Origin of the sequence: Microbulbifer sp., from assembly GCF_036563125.1 — a bacterium.
GTDB lineage: Bacteria > Pseudomonadota > Gammaproteobacteria > Pseudomonadales > Cellvibrionaceae > Microbulbifer.
On the sequence record NZ_DATCMV010000195.1, the window covers coordinates 1 to 16,111 of the forward strand.

Annotated in this window: 13 protein-coding genes and 1 pseudogene; 5 read left to right on the forward strand and 9 right to left on the reverse strand. The window is 59.5% G+C overall.

What is annotated here, in order from left to right; genetic code table 11:
- Positions 1 to 133, forward strand: a pseudogene (locus VIL80_RS16685) (ferredoxin--NADP reductase); the annotation flags it as partial.
- Positions 134 to 448: 315 nt separating this feature from the next.
- On the opposite strand, the gene VIL80_RS16690 reads toward VIL80_RS16685, so the two are convergent.
- The 9 genes from VIL80_RS16690 to VIL80_RS16730 all read right to left on the reverse strand — a co-directional run bounded on the left by VIL80_RS16690 (position 449) and on the right by VIL80_RS16730 (position 12,941).
- Positions 449 to 2,131 (reverse strand): hypothetical protein, encoded by a 1,683-nt coding sequence (locus VIL80_RS16690; RefSeq protein ID WP_332037224.1) that lies wholly within the window; start codon positions 2,129 to 2,131, stop codon positions 449 to 451.
- A complete protein-coding gene (locus VIL80_RS16695) occupies positions 2,131 to 4,344 on the reverse strand; it encodes a hypothetical protein (RefSeq protein ID WP_332037225.1) in 2,214 nt (737 codons plus the stop codon). The genes VIL80_RS16690 and VIL80_RS16695 overlap by 1 nt, the downstream gene beginning before the upstream one ends.
- On the reverse strand, positions 4,337 to 5,530 hold the full coding sequence (locus tag VIL80_RS16700; RefSeq protein WP_332037226.1) for an N-terminal double-transmembrane domain-containing protein: 1,194 nt from the start codon (positions 5,528 to 5,530) through the stop codon (positions 4,337 to 4,339). Before VIL80_RS16700 ends, VIL80_RS16695 begins: the two co-directional genes overlap by 8 nt.
- 1 nt (position 5,531) lies before the next feature.
- Entirely contained in the window at positions 5,532 to 6,452 is a 921-nt protein-coding gene (locus VIL80_RS16705; RefSeq protein ID WP_332037227.1) for a DUF58 domain-containing protein, read from the reverse strand.
- 14 nt (positions 6,453 to 6,466) lie between these two features.
- Positions 6,467 to 7,468, reverse strand: coding sequence for an AAA family ATPase (locus VIL80_RS16710; RefSeq protein ID WP_332037228.1), 1,002 nt, complete (start codon positions 7,466 to 7,468; stop codon positions 6,467 to 6,469).
- Between the two features lie 6 nt (positions 7,469 to 7,474).
- Positions 7,475 to 8,188: a DUF4159 domain-containing protein gene (locus VIL80_RS16715; protein WP_332037229.1), complete on the reverse strand. Its 714-nt coding sequence runs from the start codon at positions 8,186 to 8,188 to the stop codon at positions 7,475 to 7,477.
- A 96-nt stretch (positions 8,189 to 8,284) separates the two neighbouring features.
- The gene (locus VIL80_RS16720) at positions 8,285 to 9,916 is read right to left on the reverse strand and encodes a TldD/PmbA family protein (protein WP_332037230.1); all 1,632 of its coding nucleotides are present in this window, start codon (positions 9,914 to 9,916) and stop codon (positions 8,285 to 8,287) included.
- A gap of 29 nt (positions 9,917 to 9,945) precedes the next feature.
- Positions 9,946 to 11,277, reverse strand: coding sequence for a TldD/PmbA family protein (locus VIL80_RS16725; protein WP_332037231.1), 1,332 nt, complete (start codon positions 11,275 to 11,277; stop codon positions 9,946 to 9,948).
- Between the two features lie 32 nt (positions 11,278 to 11,309).
- On the reverse strand, positions 11,310 to 12,941 hold the full coding sequence (locus tag VIL80_RS16730; RefSeq protein WP_332037232.1) for a TldD/PmbA family protein: 1,632 nt from the start codon (positions 12,939 to 12,941) through the stop codon (positions 11,310 to 11,312).
- A gap of 416 nt (positions 12,942 to 13,357) precedes the next feature.
- Between VIL80_RS16730 and VIL80_RS16735 the strand changes: the two genes are divergently transcribed.
- The 4 genes from VIL80_RS16735 to VIL80_RS16750 form a co-directional block, all read left to right on the forward strand.
- A complete protein-coding gene (locus VIL80_RS16735; RefSeq protein ID WP_332037233.1) occupies positions 13,358 to 13,813 on the forward strand; it encodes a hypothetical protein in 456 nt (151 codons plus the stop codon).
- 58 nt (positions 13,814 to 13,871) lie between these two features.
- Positions 13,872 to 14,540 carry a PspA/IM30 family protein gene (locus tag VIL80_RS16740; protein WP_332037234.1) on the forward strand — a complete coding sequence of 223 codons (669 nt, stop codon included), beginning with the start codon at positions 13,872 to 13,874 and terminating at the stop codon, positions 14,538 to 14,540.
- Positions 14,540 to 15,199 (forward strand): YqiJ family protein, encoded by a 660-nt coding sequence (locus VIL80_RS16745; RefSeq protein WP_318952383.1) that lies wholly within the window; start codon positions 14,540 to 14,542, stop codon positions 15,197 to 15,199. Before VIL80_RS16740 ends, VIL80_RS16745 begins: the two co-directional genes overlap by 1 nt.
- A gap of 15 nt (positions 15,200 to 15,214) precedes the next feature.
- Positions 15,215 to 16,111, forward strand: an 897-nt coding sequence (locus tag VIL80_RS16750; RefSeq protein ID WP_332037235.1) for a flotillin family protein, incomplete at its 3' end; no start/stop codon positions are given.

The window sequence follows — 16,111 nt, forward strand, 5'->3', positions numbered from 1 at the left end:
CCGTTTTATGTTGTGCGGTTCCCCCTCCATGCTGAAGGATCTGACCAAGATCCTCGACGACTGGGGGTTCAAGGAGACCCGCGCGGGCGTGCCGCACGAGTACGTAATCGAGCGCGCGTTTGTAGAGAAATAATTTTCGGGTGCGGTTCAGCGCTACCCGCTGAATAGATGGCGGTCGCCGGTGTCGGTGCCGCCAATGTAATTTCCAGAGCCACTGCGACTGAATACCGGAGTCGGTACTTTGAGGATGTCCGCGTGAAGGATTGCGCACGGACAGTAAAGGAATTGCGCGTTTTTGAAGTGTCGACTCCCGTGTTCAGTCCGGCTCCAGTCCGATGTCACGTTTCCAGTGTCTACAGGACTAACGAAAGATTAATCCTGTATTTGTACCACCCAGCGGGTGGTATTTTTTTATCCCCATTTGGCCCGGCCATGGCGCAACCGAATCTCAGCGCAGGGTGCCGCGCTCCCGCCACCAGTGCAACACCAGCAACATGAGCAGCGTGAGCGCGATCCAGTAGCGCGGCAATGGCGCTCTGGCTTTGTTGTCCTCAACCCGCGGACCCAGTCGCGCGCTGGCCATTTGCTGAATCTCTCGCCGTTCGGACGCCATGCGCCACTCGGGCCACGCATCTTTTCCGTGCACATAAACGTTAAAACCGGACTCTGCCAGCTGGTACCAACCGGGTTGTTGCGGCCAGAAGCTGTAGCAGCGCCCGTGTTCGCCGTTGCCAGCAGGCGCGCCACGCAGGGCAACCGGTGGCTGGCTCCCGCTTCGCGCTTCGGCAGCGCCGTGCAGCCGTGGCGGATTTTCCGCAAAGCCTTCGCTGCACAGACTGATCCGTTCACCGGCGCGCGGCAATTCCGTGCTGACCGCGACGCCGGAGTGTTCACCCCGCAGCGCTAGTTGGCGATCGAACAGCTGCTTCCACAGTTGTGCGAATTCGCGGGCGTTTCCCGCGGTCTGCCAGCGGTAGCTGTTGCGGAAGAAAACGAAACCCAGGGATGACTGCGGCTGCACACGCGCCCAGTAAACCGCCTGCTCGCCGGCAGAAATCGCGGCATCGCCGTCGCGTACCTGCGCCGGTCGCAAGCCGATCAGTTGCAGCGCAGGCGTTTCGGTGTCTGTTGTCGGCTCACCATAGGCAACAGTGCTGGCGGCGGACTTTTCCAGCGGCATACCGTGACTGGCGGCATAGGAAACAAACGCCGGTGAACTGTCGTCATCCACCAGCCACAACAGCGATTTATTCGCCGCGAGTGACTCCAGTTGTTTGCGCTGTGTGGCGGTAAATTGCGGCCACAGGCGACTGTCGAGAATCACGAGATCAAACGGATTTGCGCTATCTAACAGGTTACTTTTGATCGGCGACTGGTTGTTGAATGTTTCGCGCCGCTGTATTTCCGGTGCCAGTTGTGTCACCACCTGGGTTGGCGTGCCCGACTGTCGCAACCAGCGCGCCAGTGCCGCCGATTCAAACCCGGGCCGTGCAAGCCACACCAGCACACGGGGGCTCTGTGGATCGCGCACTACGATCGGCAGGGTTTCAAATCGGGCAGGACTGCCCTCGGTTTCGATTCGCACCCGATACAGCCAGTTGCCCGCAAGTTTGGGCCAGGCCTGCAGGTTCAGTTCAGGGTTTTCCGTGCTGAGCAGCGCGGAACCTGCGTCGCTGCCGAACGGGTCTTCGAGCACAAGCTTTGCTGGTAATTGTTGTCCGCCATGCAGTGCGATCTGCAACCGCAGCGGTTCTCCCAGAGTGACCTCTCGCGTCCACTGCACCTGCCAGCCGGGCTCGGGAGATGTTTCCCCGGGTTGCAGGCGCACCGGTGGCAGGTCTCGCAGACCATCGCGCAGCAGGCCATCGCCGGGAATCTGCAGGGCGTCGGCGGACTGTATCTGTGTGGAGGAAAATTGATGGTTCACATCCGCGACCGATGTGGCCTTGAGCTGTGCCTCGGATTCCGCGGGCAGCAGCGCAGGCGGTGTAAACAGCGACCACACCAGTAGCCAGATCACCCCGTGCAGTGCGATCTTGCCAAATCGCCGCAGGATGGACGTTCCGTGGCGCAAAACCAGCAGCGTCGAAAGTGCAAAACCCAGCAGACAAATCAGAGGAAACCAGGACATCACGGGGTCGTCTCCGTGTTTTTTTGCATCCATGCACTGAATGCGCCGACCACCGGCTTTGCATGGGGCAGGGCAGGGCGCGCGGTTGGCGACGGCAACAGCGCATAAAGCAGCGCCGACAGCTGTTGGCGACAATCGGCACAGTCCGGTTGCTGTTGGTAGCGACGCAGGTTTTTGCCCAGTGCGATCTGCGTATTGGTGTCATCGCGCACGGCGGCCAATTGTCGCAGCGCGGCTTCCGCCTGCTCGTCGATGGCTTCGCCCTTTTGTACCCGTTCCAGCAGGGCGAGTAGTTGCGCGCGCTCGGCATCGTCGCGCTGGCCAGCGACCACTGGCGGCGTTTTTTTGTCGTGCTCACCGGAAAGCCGCCGTGACTCGTCCAGCGGCGGCATTTCAAATCCGACCCGCTGCAGATAAATTCGCGAGGCCTGCTGCACTTCCTTGATGTAACGCAGCGCTGTGTGCTGATAGGGCAGGGAAGCCTGCGGTTCCACTACCGACAGATCCCGCCACGCACTCCACATGGCGTTGAGTGCGCTGCGCAGCAGTTCCTTGGTTTTGGGATCGAACAGGGTGGCGTGGTCGGAGCTGTCATGGGCATGCCCGACGGCGGCGATCACACCGCTGGCGTCACCAAACTGTTGATTGGTGGTGTGTTCCTCCTCGTGACCACCATGGTCGCCATGTCCCTCTTGCCCCTGCTCTTCACCGTCGTGGTCTTCGCCCTGCGCCTCGCCGCCGTGTTCCATGGTGGAATCCTCTTCACCGAGGAAGCGCCCGTAGCGCATACGCAGCAGATTCTGTTCGTAGGCGAGTGATTCTGAGCGTTTGCGGAATTCCTGCTCACTAATCGTCTGCTGGTCCGCGAGCAGTGCCTCGGTGTCGATGATCAGCTGCCGCTGGCTGCGGAAATACTCAGGCAAAACTTTAATCGCCATGCCTTCGGTATCACTGAGTCCAAAGATTTCTTCCTGTGGCCAGCGCAAAATAAAGTTCTGGCTTTTCTGCACGTTCGCCCGCGGCTGGCGATTGTCACGCGCCTCAAGGTACCAGTAGAGTTCGTCGCCGGGTTCGATTTCATACCGCTCCACCGGGATGGAAAAACGGTAGTGTTTCTGCATGCCCTGTGCGCGCTGTGGTTGCAGCTTTATACGCTCATTGCGAAAACGCACATTTTCTCCGCTGCCACTGGCAAGCGTCAGCAGCAGATCGGTATTGGTTATCGCAAAATCATCCTGCACGGCCACGCTGACTTGCAGCAGCGCGGCCTGCGCGCGCCCCTGTACGTCGAGCACGGTCACATTGTCCCGCGGGTAATCGAAGGAAAACTCCGGCGGCCGGTCCGCCTTGACCTCGATATTGTGCAGTTCCGGCAACAGTACCGGCTGCGCGGTTTCCGTGGCCGCAGCGGTCGGTACAGCAGTGGTAGGTACTATCGAGAGCTGGTAGAAATCCGTTGCCGACAGCACGCGCGTCAGCTGCCAGCGGCTGCTCGGCAACGAATCTACCGGCGCGAAGTTGAAAACCTCCTCCGCGGCGAGCATCTGCAAGCCGTCTGCCGGCGCATTCAGGGTGACATCCCAGGTAACCCGCGATTGTTCCGGTGCTTCGATTTCCAGGGTGCTTAGGTACGCGGGGAGACCGGTATAGGTTGGCGGCTCGACGCGGGTACTTGCCTCGATAATGCTCGCAGCGGACTCTTGGGGTGCCGGTGCGTTAACGATGCCTTCGTGCTGTACCTGTATAACGGCGCCTGTACCCAGTTGCTTCACGGTAAAAAATACCAGCAGACCGAGACAGGCACCGGTGGCGTTAAGCAACGGGCTGCGCACACTGCGCGGGCCGAAGCGTTTGAGTTCTCCCTGTTCCAGCAAGGCCTGCAGAGCTCGCTCGGTGCGCTGGCGTTGCAGTTGCGCGAGCGGGGTCAGCGCTTGTGGATTTTCCAGCAGCAGATGGCAGCTGTCCTCCAGCTGCGGAAAGCATGCATCCAGCCGGGTACAGAGCGCCGCCGGCGGCAGGCGCCAGCAGCGGTCCAGCAGCAGTGCCAGCACCACGCAGACACCGGCGATTGACATCGCCCAAGGTGGCAATGGCAAAAACTGATGGGCCGCGGCTATCGCGGCAGCGATGGCGAAGGCCAGCCAGACATAGGGCGCCAGCGCGCGATTGCGCCAGCGGCGCGCGGCTTGCCTGAGAAGAGGGTGCTTACTCACCTTTTATCACCTCTGGTATCACCTCTCTGGCCGTCGCGGGACGTCGCCACAGCGCCAGCGAGCGCTCCAGCAGCAACAGCAGCGCAATGGCAAATATCAGGGCGTGTTGCAGGGGCTGGCGTTGCGTCTGTATCACCTGCTCGTCTGCAAGCTCTGCCCCCGGCAGCGCGTCCATCGACCACTGGCCGCGACTGGCGTGCTGCCACTGCCAGTCCTGGGTGGACCACTGGTGCCACAGCGTTAGCGGCAAATTCGCATCATGGGAAAATGCCGCGCTGTGCCAGTCGCGTCGGTAGCGCAACCAGCTGCCGCGACCGAGGGCGGCCGCCTCCAGCCCGGTTTGCGTATCGATATCGATAAAACGGAAAGTGCTGTCCGCGGTTACCCGCGCATCGGAAATCAGCAGCCCGCCTGCGTGCACGAATTCTGCAATCCGCTGCGGCAGGGGACCGGGCGTGTCATAGATCAGCCAGTCGATATCGTTAGCAATCGGCGACGCATCCGCCGGTAGCCGCTGCAGCTCGAGTTGCGGCAGTGTGGAAGCCGCCAGTTGCTGTATCACCGGTTGCAGCCATGCGGGCTCACTGCCGAGCACGGCAATACGCGGCAGCGCTGGTGTAACTGCACCGTCCCCGCTATTTGCCGCGTGCCACTGCCAGTGCGGACTGTAGTGGAAGGTGTCGTGGCCGCTGGCATTGTTTTCCTGCGCCAGCAGGATATGCGCGCGACGGAAGTGGCTGGCGGCCGCCAATTGAGACAGCGTCCGCCAGAGATCGCTGGCGGCGGGGCGCGACTCGGACACCGGCTGCGGCGATGACTGCAACCAGTAGGCCTCGCGAATCTGCGGGTGATCGGCGAGAAACTGCTCCAGGTCCGCCGGGGTTACCCTGGGGTCCACCAGCAACCGTTGCGCCGAGGGCTGTGTATCCCGCAGTAACAGCGGCTGTACCAGTGCGAGTACCAGCAGGGTGAGCAGTAGCAGGCGCAACAGCAGCAAAAACTTGTCGCGCACAAACCACTGCTTCCAGCGGCGCTGGCGCCGCTGTTGCAGCCAGTGCACGGCGGCAAAGGTAATTTCCTGCGGGTTGCTGCGACGCAGCAAATGAATAAGCAGTGGCACGGCGAGTGCGCACAGCAACCACAGCCACCCCGGCATCTGCAGCAGCCAGGTTTCACTTACGGGCATCTCAACCGATCCTCCCGTGTGCGCCGATGAACGCGCGCAGCGACTGCTCAATGGGCGTTTCCACCGTGGTGGTAATCAGCGGACATTCGCGCGCGGCAAAGTGCGCGGCGAGTTGTCGCTGTGCCGAGGCAAAGGCGGCGAGGTATTCACTGCGCTGTTGTGTTGCCCCCAGCTCGGTAATACCGGGCGCTTCCGGATCGCGGATTCGGAGGTCGCCATGGAACGGAAATGTCTGTTCTGCCTCCACCAGTATCTGCATTGGCAGGCTGGGTCTGCCGGCAGCGTGCAGGCGCGCGGCAAAGCGGCTGAGTTCGCCAGTGGCTTCTCCGTTCCCATTCCCGTTTTCATCGCGCTCGAAGAAGTCGCTCACTAGTACCACCTGGCAGGGCTGTTCAAATCGCGCCCACACCGGTGCCAGTTGCGTGCTGTCCGGCCAGTGGCCGGCGGCTTCGAGGGATTCCAGTTCCAGCGCAATGCGTCGGTGGTGGCCTTCGCCCTGGCCCTCGGGCACATGCCGGTTGCCGCGATCGTTCAGCGCCAGCAGGGAAAAGCGGTCGTTTTGGTTTTTCAGCAGCCAGCACAGCGTCGCAATCCAGCATTTCGCGTACTGCAGCTTGGTGAGTTGCGGCTCGATGAAGCTCGGTTGCGCCATCGACGCGCTGGTATCGAGCACGATGCACACATGCATCTGACTCTCCTGTTCCGCCTCGCGCACAAAATAGCGGTCGGAGCGCGCAAACAGCTTCCAGTCTATGTGCCGGATGGCATCGCCGGGCTCGTAACTGCGGTACTGCTGGAACTCGATACCGGCACCGCGGCGCTGGCTGTGTTGCATGCCCAGCAGCATGCCCTCGGCAATGTGCCGCGAAAGCCACACCAGGTCGCGGGTACTCGCCAGCGTCAGCGGATCAATCAGTTGCACCGACTACTACTCCGTCAGTCCCTGCCGGGTTCCGGCACGGTCTTCAGCAACTCCTGCAGCACCTGCTGCACGGTGATGCCGTCGGCCTGGGCGTGGAAGCTCAGCAGGATGCGGTGGCGCAATACCGGCAGCAGCAGCGCCTGGATATCCGCGCGGGTAACGGCGAGGCGGCGGTGCAGGAAGGCGCGCGCCTTGGCGGCGAGAATCAGCGCCTGCCCGGCGCGGGGGCCGGCGCCCCACTTGATCCATTTGCCGAGGTTGTCTTCCCGGTTCTGAGCGCGCGTGGCGCGCACCAGTTGCGCCACATACTCATACAGGCTGTCGCTGACGGAGACCTCGCGCACCAGCGCCTGCATTTCCAGCAGTTGCGCGGCGTCGAGACAGGGCGACGGCTTTTCCCCGAAGGCCCCGGTGGTCGCGCGCAGGATGGCGACCTCGTCCTGTTCATCCGGATAGTCAATATGGATATTCAGCAGGAAGCGGTCCAGCTGCGCTTCCGGCAGTGGATAGGTGCCCGCCTGTTCGATGGGGTTCTGGGTTGCCAGCACGAAGTAGGGTTTCGGCAGGGCCATGGTTTCGCCGGCAACCGTGACGGAATACTCCTGCATCGATTCCAGCAGTGCGGCCTGGGTTTTCGGCGGTGTGCGGTTGATTTCGTCCGCCAGCAGAATGTTGGTGAAAATCGGGCCGGGCTGGAATTTGAAAAAGCGTTTGCCGGTGGTGTGGTCTTCCTCGAGGATCTCGCTGCCGAGAATGTCTCCCGGCATCAGGTCCGGGGTGAACTGCACTCGCTTGAACGCCAGGCTCGATGCGTCCGCCAGGGTCTTCACCAGCAGCGTTTTGCCGAGGCCCGGTACCCCCTCTAGCAATACGTGGCCGCGCGCCAGCAGGCACACCAGCATCTGCTCCACCACATCCTGCTGGCCGACAATGACCTTGCCGATTTCCCCGCGCAGTGTTTCCAGCGCGCGCTGCTGCTCTTCGATTCGGTTCTCAATGGTGTCTGCTGTGTACATGGTGATTCAACTTGTAAGTGCGTAGATAACAATGTTGACGGCGAACTTGGTGTTGTCGATGGCCAGCCAGCGCTTGTTCCGGTAGTCGTAGTCCCACTCGCAGCCGAAATCCTTGTTGCTGTAGAGCACGGCGATACGGCCATTGACCACGATGGCCTTGAGGTAATCGTGCACCAGGTCATCACCCCAGCCGTTCAGCTCGAAACTGGTCACTGGCAATTCGTCAAACTGGAAAAAGCAGCGATACAGATCGTGGTCGTCCGGCAGCTTCTGCAGGCAGCCCTCGCCGAACAGTTTCGTCATCTGCGCTTCAAAGGATTTGGCAAACAGGCCGTCGATATCGTGATTGCAGTCGTCCACGAACACGAAACCGCCGCGGTTCACGTAATCGCGAAAATTCTTTTCCTCTGCCGCGGTAAATTCCACCAGCTTGTGCCCGGCCAGGTAACAGAAAGGGGCCAGCAACATGACCGTATCGGCGAGGGGCACGATGCGTTCATTGGGGTCGACGCTGAGGTTGGTGTATTCGATCAGGGAGTTCAGCACATTCGATGGCATGCGCTGGTCCACATCCCAGTCGCCGGATTCATACATCAGGCGAGTGAAATAAAAATCGTAGGCCGGTGTTGCGTCACCCTGCGCGCGCACGGCACCCGGCAATGCGAGGCCGCCACCGGCCAGCAACAGGCGCTGTAGAAATTGTTTGCGGGTGAGTGACACGGGTACTGCTCTGAAACTTCTTAAGGGACGGATCTGATTGGCAAATGCCTGCAATCGCCATGCCGCTACAGACATGGCGATTGCAGGTTGCGGCGATTAGCCGAGCTTGCGCTTGGTGTTGATCACATTCACACCGTCAAAGCGCGTGGTGGAACTGCCGTGGGACACGGCGCTTACCTGCGACGGCTGGCCCTTGCCGTCGAAGAAGGAGCCACCCAGGCGGTAGTCGCGCTTGTCACAGATCTGCGAACAGGAATTCCAGAACTCCTGTGTGTTGGACTGGTAGGCGACGTCTTCCAGCATGCCGGTGATCTTGCCGTTCTCGATTTCGTAGAACAGCTGGCCGCCGAACTGGAAGTTGTAGCGCTGCTGGTCGATGGAGAAGGAGCCGTCGCCCACGATATAGATGCCTTTTTCCACATCCTTGATCATGTCGTCGAGGCTCAGTTCTTCCTCGCCCGGCAACAGGGAAACGTTGGCCATGCGCTGGAACTGCACGCTGGACCAGCTGTCCGCATAGCAGCAGCCGTGCGACGCTTTCTGGTCGAGCATATGTACCTGGTCGCGGATTGCCTGGTAGTTGGTGAGCACACCGTTTTTCACCAGGTCCCAGCTGCCGGTCTGTACGCCTTCGTCATCATAGCCAACGGCGCCGAGCGAGCCTTCCTGTACCTTGTCAGCAAACAGGTTGACCTTGTCACTGCCGTATTTGAATTTGCCGCTCTTCCACTTGTCGATGGTGGCAAAGGAGGTGCCGGCAAAGTTGGCTTCGTAACCAAGTACGCGGTCGAGTTCCAGCGGGTGGCCGACGGATTCGTGGATCGTGAGCCACAAGTGCGACGGGTCAAGCACCAGATCGTATTTGCCGGGCTTGACCGACTTGGCAGAGAGCTTTTCCTGGGCCTGTTCCGCTGCCAGGCGCGCATCTTCCACCATGTCGTAGGAGTTGCCGTACAGCACGGTCTGCGACTGCACTTTGTCTTCGGCGCGGCCATCCAGATATTCAAAACCGCGACCCACCGGCATGCCGAGGCCCTCGCGGGTACGGAAACCGCCGTCTTTCTTGTCCACCGCGGTAACCCGGAACGGGGACCACAGGCGGTGCACGTCCTGGTCAATGTATGAGCCGTCGGTGGACGCAAAATATTTCTGCTCGTTCACCAGATACAGCATGGAATTGACGAAGCTGGCACCGGCGTCCATCGCGGCCTTATTCACTTCCATCAGCAGATCCACTTTTTCCGCCAGCGGGATCTGCATGGCATTTTTCTGAATCGGTGTTTTCCAGCTGACTTCGCCGTGACCTTTCACCGGCGCCAGCTGCACCGGCTCCTGCTGATACTTGGAGTTGGCTTTGGCGGTGGCAACAGCCTGCGCGGTCGCACGCGCGATGCCGTCACTGGTCATGTCATTTGTCGCGGAGAAACCCCAGGTGCCGTTGGCGATAACACGCACGCCCATACCGATGGATTCGGTGTTCACCACGTTCTGTACTTTCATCTCGCGGGTGACCACATACTGGTTCAGGTAACGGCCGATACGCACATCCGCATAGGACGCGCCGAGCTTGGTGGCGGTGTTCAGTGCGGCATCCGCCAGCTCTTTTTTCACCGCGACATCCATGCCGCTCTGGGTCAGCTTGCTTTCGGCAATCACGTTGCCGGACAGGGGCAGCATGGAAACACCGAGACCGGCGCCGCTCAACTGCAGAAACTTTCTACGATCCATTATTCGATCCTCATTATTGCTGCAGTAAATTAAACGGCGTCAGACAGGCTGCTGAAGGTGAAGTCGCGCACTTTCAGTGCGGGAATCATCGCCGGGCCACCCCACATGCTCACGCGCTCCGGGCGTCCCATGTCTTCAATATTGTTGAGCATGATCACCGGGCTCTCGTTGAAGCGGAAGTTCTTGATCGGGTACTTGATCTTGCCGTTCTCGATAAAGAAGGTTCCGTCGCGGGTCAGGCCGGTCAGCAGCAGGGATTGCGGATCCACCATACGGATATACCAGGTGCGGGTAACCAGTACACCGCGACGGGTATTCTTGATCAGTTCTTCGGTGGATTTGTCGCCGCCAACCATGATCAGGTTGTTGGGCGAGGGAATGGCGGTGCCCTTGGACTGGGTTGCCCAGTAGCGGGTGCAGGGCAGATTCTTTACTACGCCGTCTTTAACCCAGTCGATACGCTCGAGCGCCATGTAGTCGTCATCGGACCAGGGCTGTACCGGCACATCGGCGTTTGAGGGGTCGGAGTACAGGTGCACGCGCTTGTCGAACATCTTCTCGCCGATGCGGTTGCCGCCGCCTTTCTTGCTGAGGAAGCTGCGGCCCTCATCGGCGCTACGCGCATCGAGGCTGCCCATCATAAAGGCCACCAGGCCGGATACTGCACTCGGCTCCATGATCACGGTGTATTTGCCGGGTTCCAATGCACGGGCTTCCTGGGAAAGTACGGCCTTGTCGATGGCGATACCGGAGCTGGAGGCGGTATTCATGTTGCCGAAATCGGTCACGTCGGCCTGTGCCCAGCCGGAACCCAGGCCATTTTCGGTGCGCATGGTGACGGTGAAATTGGCGGAAGTGGACGCGTGATAACCGAACAGGCCATTACTGTTGGCCACCGCGGCGAAGGAGCGTGCATCTTCCAGATAACCTGCAGCCACCACGTCTTTTTTCTTCGCCGCCATGATGGAGTCGGCTGCCGCCTTGGCGCGCTGATCCGGGGTAATGTTGGCGGTCGCCTTGGAGAAGCCGTCTACCGCGAGATATTTTTGCTCACCCAGCAGTGGCATGGATTCGGGGTTGTCCGGAGACAGTTTTGCCAGCTCTTCCGCACGGCGCATGACTTTTTCCAGCGACGCATCACTGAATTCGTTGATGGTCGCGATGCCGGATTTCTTGCCGAAACGCGCTTCCACGGCAAGCTCGATATCGTTGACGATACCGCTGGTGGAAACGCTGTTGCGCGCATAGCGGATATTGCCGGTCTCTGCGCCGGTAAGTTGTGCGCTCGCACCTTCCGCCTTGCTATATTTCAGGACCTTGTCGAGAATCTGCTTGGCTTCACTTCTGGATAAAATAGCCATTTTGTCTGCTCCAAAAATTTATTGTTGTTCGCTTAGCCGATCTTGCGCTTGGTGTTGATTACATTGATTTTGTCGAACCGCGTGGTGGAACAGCCGTGGGATACGGCGCTCACCTGGCTCGGTTGTCCCTTGCCATCAAAGAAGGTACCGCCGAGGCGGTAATCGCTGCTGTCGCAGATGGCGCTGCAGGAATTCCAGAACTCTTGCGTGTTGGACTGATAGGCGACGTCTTCCACCTGGCCAACGATCTCTCCGTCCTTGATCTCGTAGAACAGCTGGCCGCCGAACTGAAAGTTGTAGCGCTGCTGGTCGATGGAATAGGAACCGCGACCGAGAATGTAGATACCTTTCTCCACATCCTTGATCATTTCTTTTGCGCTGTATTTTTCTTCCCCGGGGGCCAGGGAAACATTTGCCATGCGCTGGAACTGCACACTGGACCAGCTATCGGCATAACAGCAACCGTGGGATTCCTTCTGGTCGATCATATGTACCTGATCGCGGGTGGCCTGGTAGTTAACCAGAATGCCGTCTTTGACCAGATCCCAGCGCTTGGTTTTCACACCCTCGTCGTCGTAACCGACGGCACCGAGGGAGCCCGGCTGAACCTTGTCGGCAAACAGGTTCACCTTGTCACTGCCGTAGTTGAATTTGCCACTGCGCCACTTGTCCACCGTTGCAAATGACGTGCCCGCATAGTTCGCCTCGTAGCCGAGCACGCGGTCGAGTTCCAGCGGGTGGCCCACGGACTCGTGGATGGTCAGCATCAGGTGGGAGGGCTCGAGTACCAGATCGTACTTGCCTGGTTCGATGGATTTGGCGGTGAGCTTGGCGCGCGCCTGCTCGGCGGCGAGCACGGCGTCCTCCGCCATGTCGTAGGAGTTTTTGTAAAGCGTGGTCTGGCCGTGGATCTTGTCTTCCTCTCGACCCTCGAGATACTCGTAACCACGTCCGACTGGATCGCTCAGGCCGTTGCGGGTTTTGAACACGCCGCTGTCCTTGTCGACCACCGTCACCTGCATCGGTGCCCACAGACGGTGTATATCCTGGTCAATGTAGGAGCCATCGGAAGAGGCGAAGTACTTCTGTTCGTTCACCAGATAGAGAGACGAGTTGATGAAGCTGGCGCCGGCCTTCAGTGCGCCGTTGTTGACTTCCATCAGGAAGTCCACCTTCTCGCTGATGGGCACGTCGATCGCATTTTTCTGAATCGGCGTCTGCCAGGAAACCTCGCCAACACCTTTTACGGGAGCCAGCTGCACCGGTTCGGTCTGGTATTTCGAGTTGGCCCTGGCCACGGCCACTGCCTGACGCGCCGCCTTGGCGATGCCGTCCGCGCTCAGGTCGTTGGTTGCGGCAAAGCCCCAGGTACCGTTGGCAATGACACGGATGCCGGCGCCCAACGATTCCGTGTTGACGATATTTTCGACATTGGTCTCGCGGGTGAGCACGAATTGATTCAGGTAGCGGCCGATACGCACATCGGTGTAGGTGGCGCCGGCTTTGCGGGCGGTATTCAGAGCAACATCGGCGAGTGTTTTCTTATGGCCGACATCGATCGCGTTGCCCGCGAGCTGGGCCGCGGAAACCTGTGTGCCATAGACCGGCAGCAGTATGCCGCTGGTGCCGACACCGGCGATCTTGAGGAAATTTCTTCTCTTCATTGTCCTCCCCGGGACGCCCGGATGTTTTCCCCGCGTTGGAACCGGGTACTGGCGGGCGATGGCTTATTGTCTTGCCCGCTGGATCACAGCGGATGAACCTGAGAGCAAATCGCGCCTGCGTCCTTTTGTAAAGTGGCAAGTCGTTGAGTGGAGGGCTGGCGGAGCCGAGCCGTGAGGGCAGGGCGGGGTGCGCACCGAGGCGGCGCGCGCTGCGGCAAACGCACGGTAATTGGGCGCTCTCACGGGCTGTTTTCGCGGTCGCTTGTCCGCTTTCGGCCAGCAAAAATATCGCCTAAACATGCGTTTGTGACTTTCATTCGCGGCGGCGATGCAATTTGTCGCGGTGTAAGCACTTGTAATTGACGGCTAGATAAAAGCGTGTGTACTTTTGTATACATCGCAAGTCAGGGATTGCCATGCTCAACAAGACACAGTCCATATCGGCGCGCCTTTCAGCGGATGATTATGCCTACCTCATGTCTATCGACCGCAACGGCGCCGTCACCCAGAGTGAAAAAGTACGCGAACTGATCGCCATGGCCCGTGAATCTGTGGGCGTGGAGAGTTTTGCCCGCGCTTATCTCGCCGCCGGTGAAACCATGCTGCCGATAAAAGCCAAATACAGCGATGAAAACCAGCGCAGCCTGCTGGTGGAAGCAATGCTGGAATTCGTCACCGAAGGTGCCGCCGCAATTCAAGCGTGCGCCGATGAAGAGATGATCGGCCCTGCGCTTGAGCGCAAGGCGCTGCCGGCAGCGGAGGCGTTTATGGAAAAAATACTGCTGATCGCGCTGCAAAGTGAGCCGCGTCTGATAGAGGCGCAGACCGCGGAAAAAATCCGGCAACGACTGACGGATATGCTGGAGCGCTGATGCCGTCAGCAATTAGCAAGTCAGAAAAAATTCGCTAACAACGAGAGGAAGGAAAAAGATGAAAGAAGGATTGATCAAGCGTATTTCCCGCATTATTTCCGCGTCCGCCAATGCCGTGGTGGACTCGGTGGAAAATGCCACCCCACAGCTCATCATGGAGCAGGCCATCCGCGAAATCGATGACGCTATCGCCGATGTACGCGACCAGCTTGGTAAGGCGGAAGCAGCCAAATATCTGAGCAGCAAAACCCTCAACGACGAAAATGCCCGTCACAGCGCATTGAGTGAACAGATTGAGGTGGCAGTGCAGCAGGGTCGTGATGACCTGGCAGAGGCGGCGATTGCCAAGCAGATGGATATCGAGGCGCAGATTCCGGTGCTGGAAAAAGCGCTTGCGGAAACCGACCGCGAAATTGCCGAGCTGAATTCCTATATCAGTGCACTGCAGGGCAAGAAGCGCGATATGCGTGAGCAGCTGCGTGATTTCATCAAGGCCAGCGAGCACGTGAGTAACGGCACCACCACCGAGCAGTCTGGCGGCAGTCGCGCCACTGCCGACAAGGTTGAGCAGGCCTCCGGCGCCTTCAATCGTGTACTGGAAAATGCGGGCCTGCCCACATCCGAATCCAGCGCGGATGCCAGCAAACTGGCCGAACTGGAAGAACTGGCGCGCTCCAATCGGATCAAGGAGCGTCTGGCGAAAATCAAAACCCAAACGGAGGCCTGATGGCATTCCTGCTGCAAGACGGCAATCAGTTGTTCACCGGCGCGCTGGTGCTGATGCTGATGATTGCCGTGCTCGAAGGGGTGATGACACTGATCGGCGTCGGTATTTCCGACATGCTCGACAATCTGCTGCCCGAGGTGGATGTGGACCTCGACGGGCCAGAAACCGAGGCCGGTGGTGTACTCACCAAACTGCTGGGTTGGCTGCGTTTCGGCGAAGTGCCCGCACTGATCCTGCTGGTGGCTTTTCTGGTTGGCTTCGGGGTGACAGGCCTGCTGATCCAGATGTTCGTGGAATCTCTGTTCGGCAAGCTGCTCCCAGGCTGGCTGCTGGCCATCCCGGTATTGCTGCTCGCGCTGCCGCAGGTGCGCTTTGTCGGCAATCTGCTGCGCAAATTCGCCGTGGGCGATGAAACAGAAGCGGTGAGCCGGCAATCGTTTATCGGCCGGGTGGCGGTGATCACCATCGGCCAGGCCGCCGCAGGCTCACCGGCAGAGGCGCGCTTCAGCGACCAGTTCGGCACCACGCACTATGTGATGGTGGAGCCGGACGCGGGAGAGACATTTTCACAGGGAGACAAGGTGTTGCTGGTGGAAGAACTCGGAGCCAAATTCCGCGTAACCCGCCCGACCAGCCAGCACCTGGTACAAAACAATTAAATTGGAGAAAGTTAAGTGATTCAGAATCTTTCCAGCATAGCGATTATGGCGGGGGCAATTCTCGTAGGCCTGATTGTTATCGGCACGATTTTCGCGCGCCTGTATACCCGCGCTTCCAAGGAGCGCTCCTTTGTGCGCACCGGCATGGGCGGGCAGAAGGTCATCATGAATGGCGGCGCACTGGTATTGCCGGTGTTGCACGAAATCATTGCGGTAAACATGAACACTCTGCGCCTTGCGGTTTCCCGTAAGGAGCATCAGGCACTGATTACCAAGGACCGCATGCGTGTGGACGTGCTGGCTGAGTTTTACCTGCGGGTGAAACCGGATAACGATGCCATCGCCAACGCCGCCCAGACCCTGGGCCTGCGCACCCTGGATCCCGATGCGCTGAAGGAAATGATCGAAGGCAAGTTCGTCGATGCCCTGCGCTCGGTGGCAGCGGAAATGGAGATGGCGGAACTGCACGAGCAGCGCAGCCAGTTCGTACAGAAGGTACAGCAGGTGGTATCGGAAGACCTGTTGAAGAACGGTCTCGAGCTGGAGTCCGTATCGCTGACCGGTCTCGACCAGACTCACAAGGAGTTCTTCAATCAGGACAACGTGTTCGATGCGGAAGGTCTCGCCAGCATGACCCGCTCTATCGAAGCACGTCGCAAGGAAGTGAACGATGTCGAGCAGGAGACCCGTGTCCAGATCGAGACCAAAAATCTCGAGGCCGAGCGCCAGCGTCTGGAAATCGAAAAAGAGAAGCGCTATGCGTACCTGGAACAGCAGCGCGAGATAGAAAACCGTGAGGCCGCGCAGAAAGCCGATATGGCAAAAGAGCTGGCGTCACAGGAAAAGGCAGCGCGCCAGGCGGAGATCGAAGCCCAGCGCGAAGTGGACCAGTCCCGCATTGCCGCAGAACAG

What these genes read in the sequence shown, in the direction of transcription:
- VIL80_RS16690 (WP_332037224.1), bottom strand. Translation starts at nt 2,131, where the DNA reads ATGTCCTGGTTTCCTCTGATTTGTCTGCTGGGTTTTGCACTTTCGACG.
- VIL80_RS16725 (WP_332037231.1), bottom strand. Translation starts at nt 11,277, where the DNA reads ATGGCTATTTTATCCAGAAGTGAAGCCAAGCAGATTCTCGACAAGGTC.
- VIL80_RS16730 (WP_332037232.1), bottom strand. Translation starts at nt 12,941, where the DNA reads ATGAAGAGAAGAAATTTCCTCAAGATCGCCGGTGTCGGCACCAGCGGC.
- VIL80_RS16700 (WP_332037226.1), bottom strand. Translation starts at nt 5,530, where the DNA reads ATGCCCGTAAGTGAAACCTGGCTGCTGCAGATGCCGGGGTGGCTGTGG.
- VIL80_RS16745 (WP_318952383.1), top strand. Translation starts at nt 14,540, where the DNA reads ATGGCATTCCTGCTGCAAGACGGCAATCAGTTGTTCACCGGCGCGCTG.
- VIL80_RS16740 (WP_332037234.1), top strand. Translation starts at nt 13,872, where the DNA reads ATGAAAGAAGGATTGATCAAGCGTATTTCCCGCATTATTTCCGCGTCC.
- VIL80_RS16720 (WP_332037230.1), bottom strand. Translation starts at nt 9,916, where the DNA reads ATGGATCGTAGAAAGTTTCTGCAGTTGAGCGGCGCCGGTCTCGGTGTT.
- VIL80_RS16710 (WP_332037228.1), bottom strand. Translation starts at nt 7,468, where the DNA reads ATGTACACAGCAGACACCATTGAGAACCGAATCGAAGAGCAGCAGCGC.
- VIL80_RS16735 (WP_332037233.1), top strand. Translation starts at nt 13,358, where the DNA reads ATGCTCAACAAGACACAGTCCATATCGGCGCGCCTTTCAGCGGATGAT.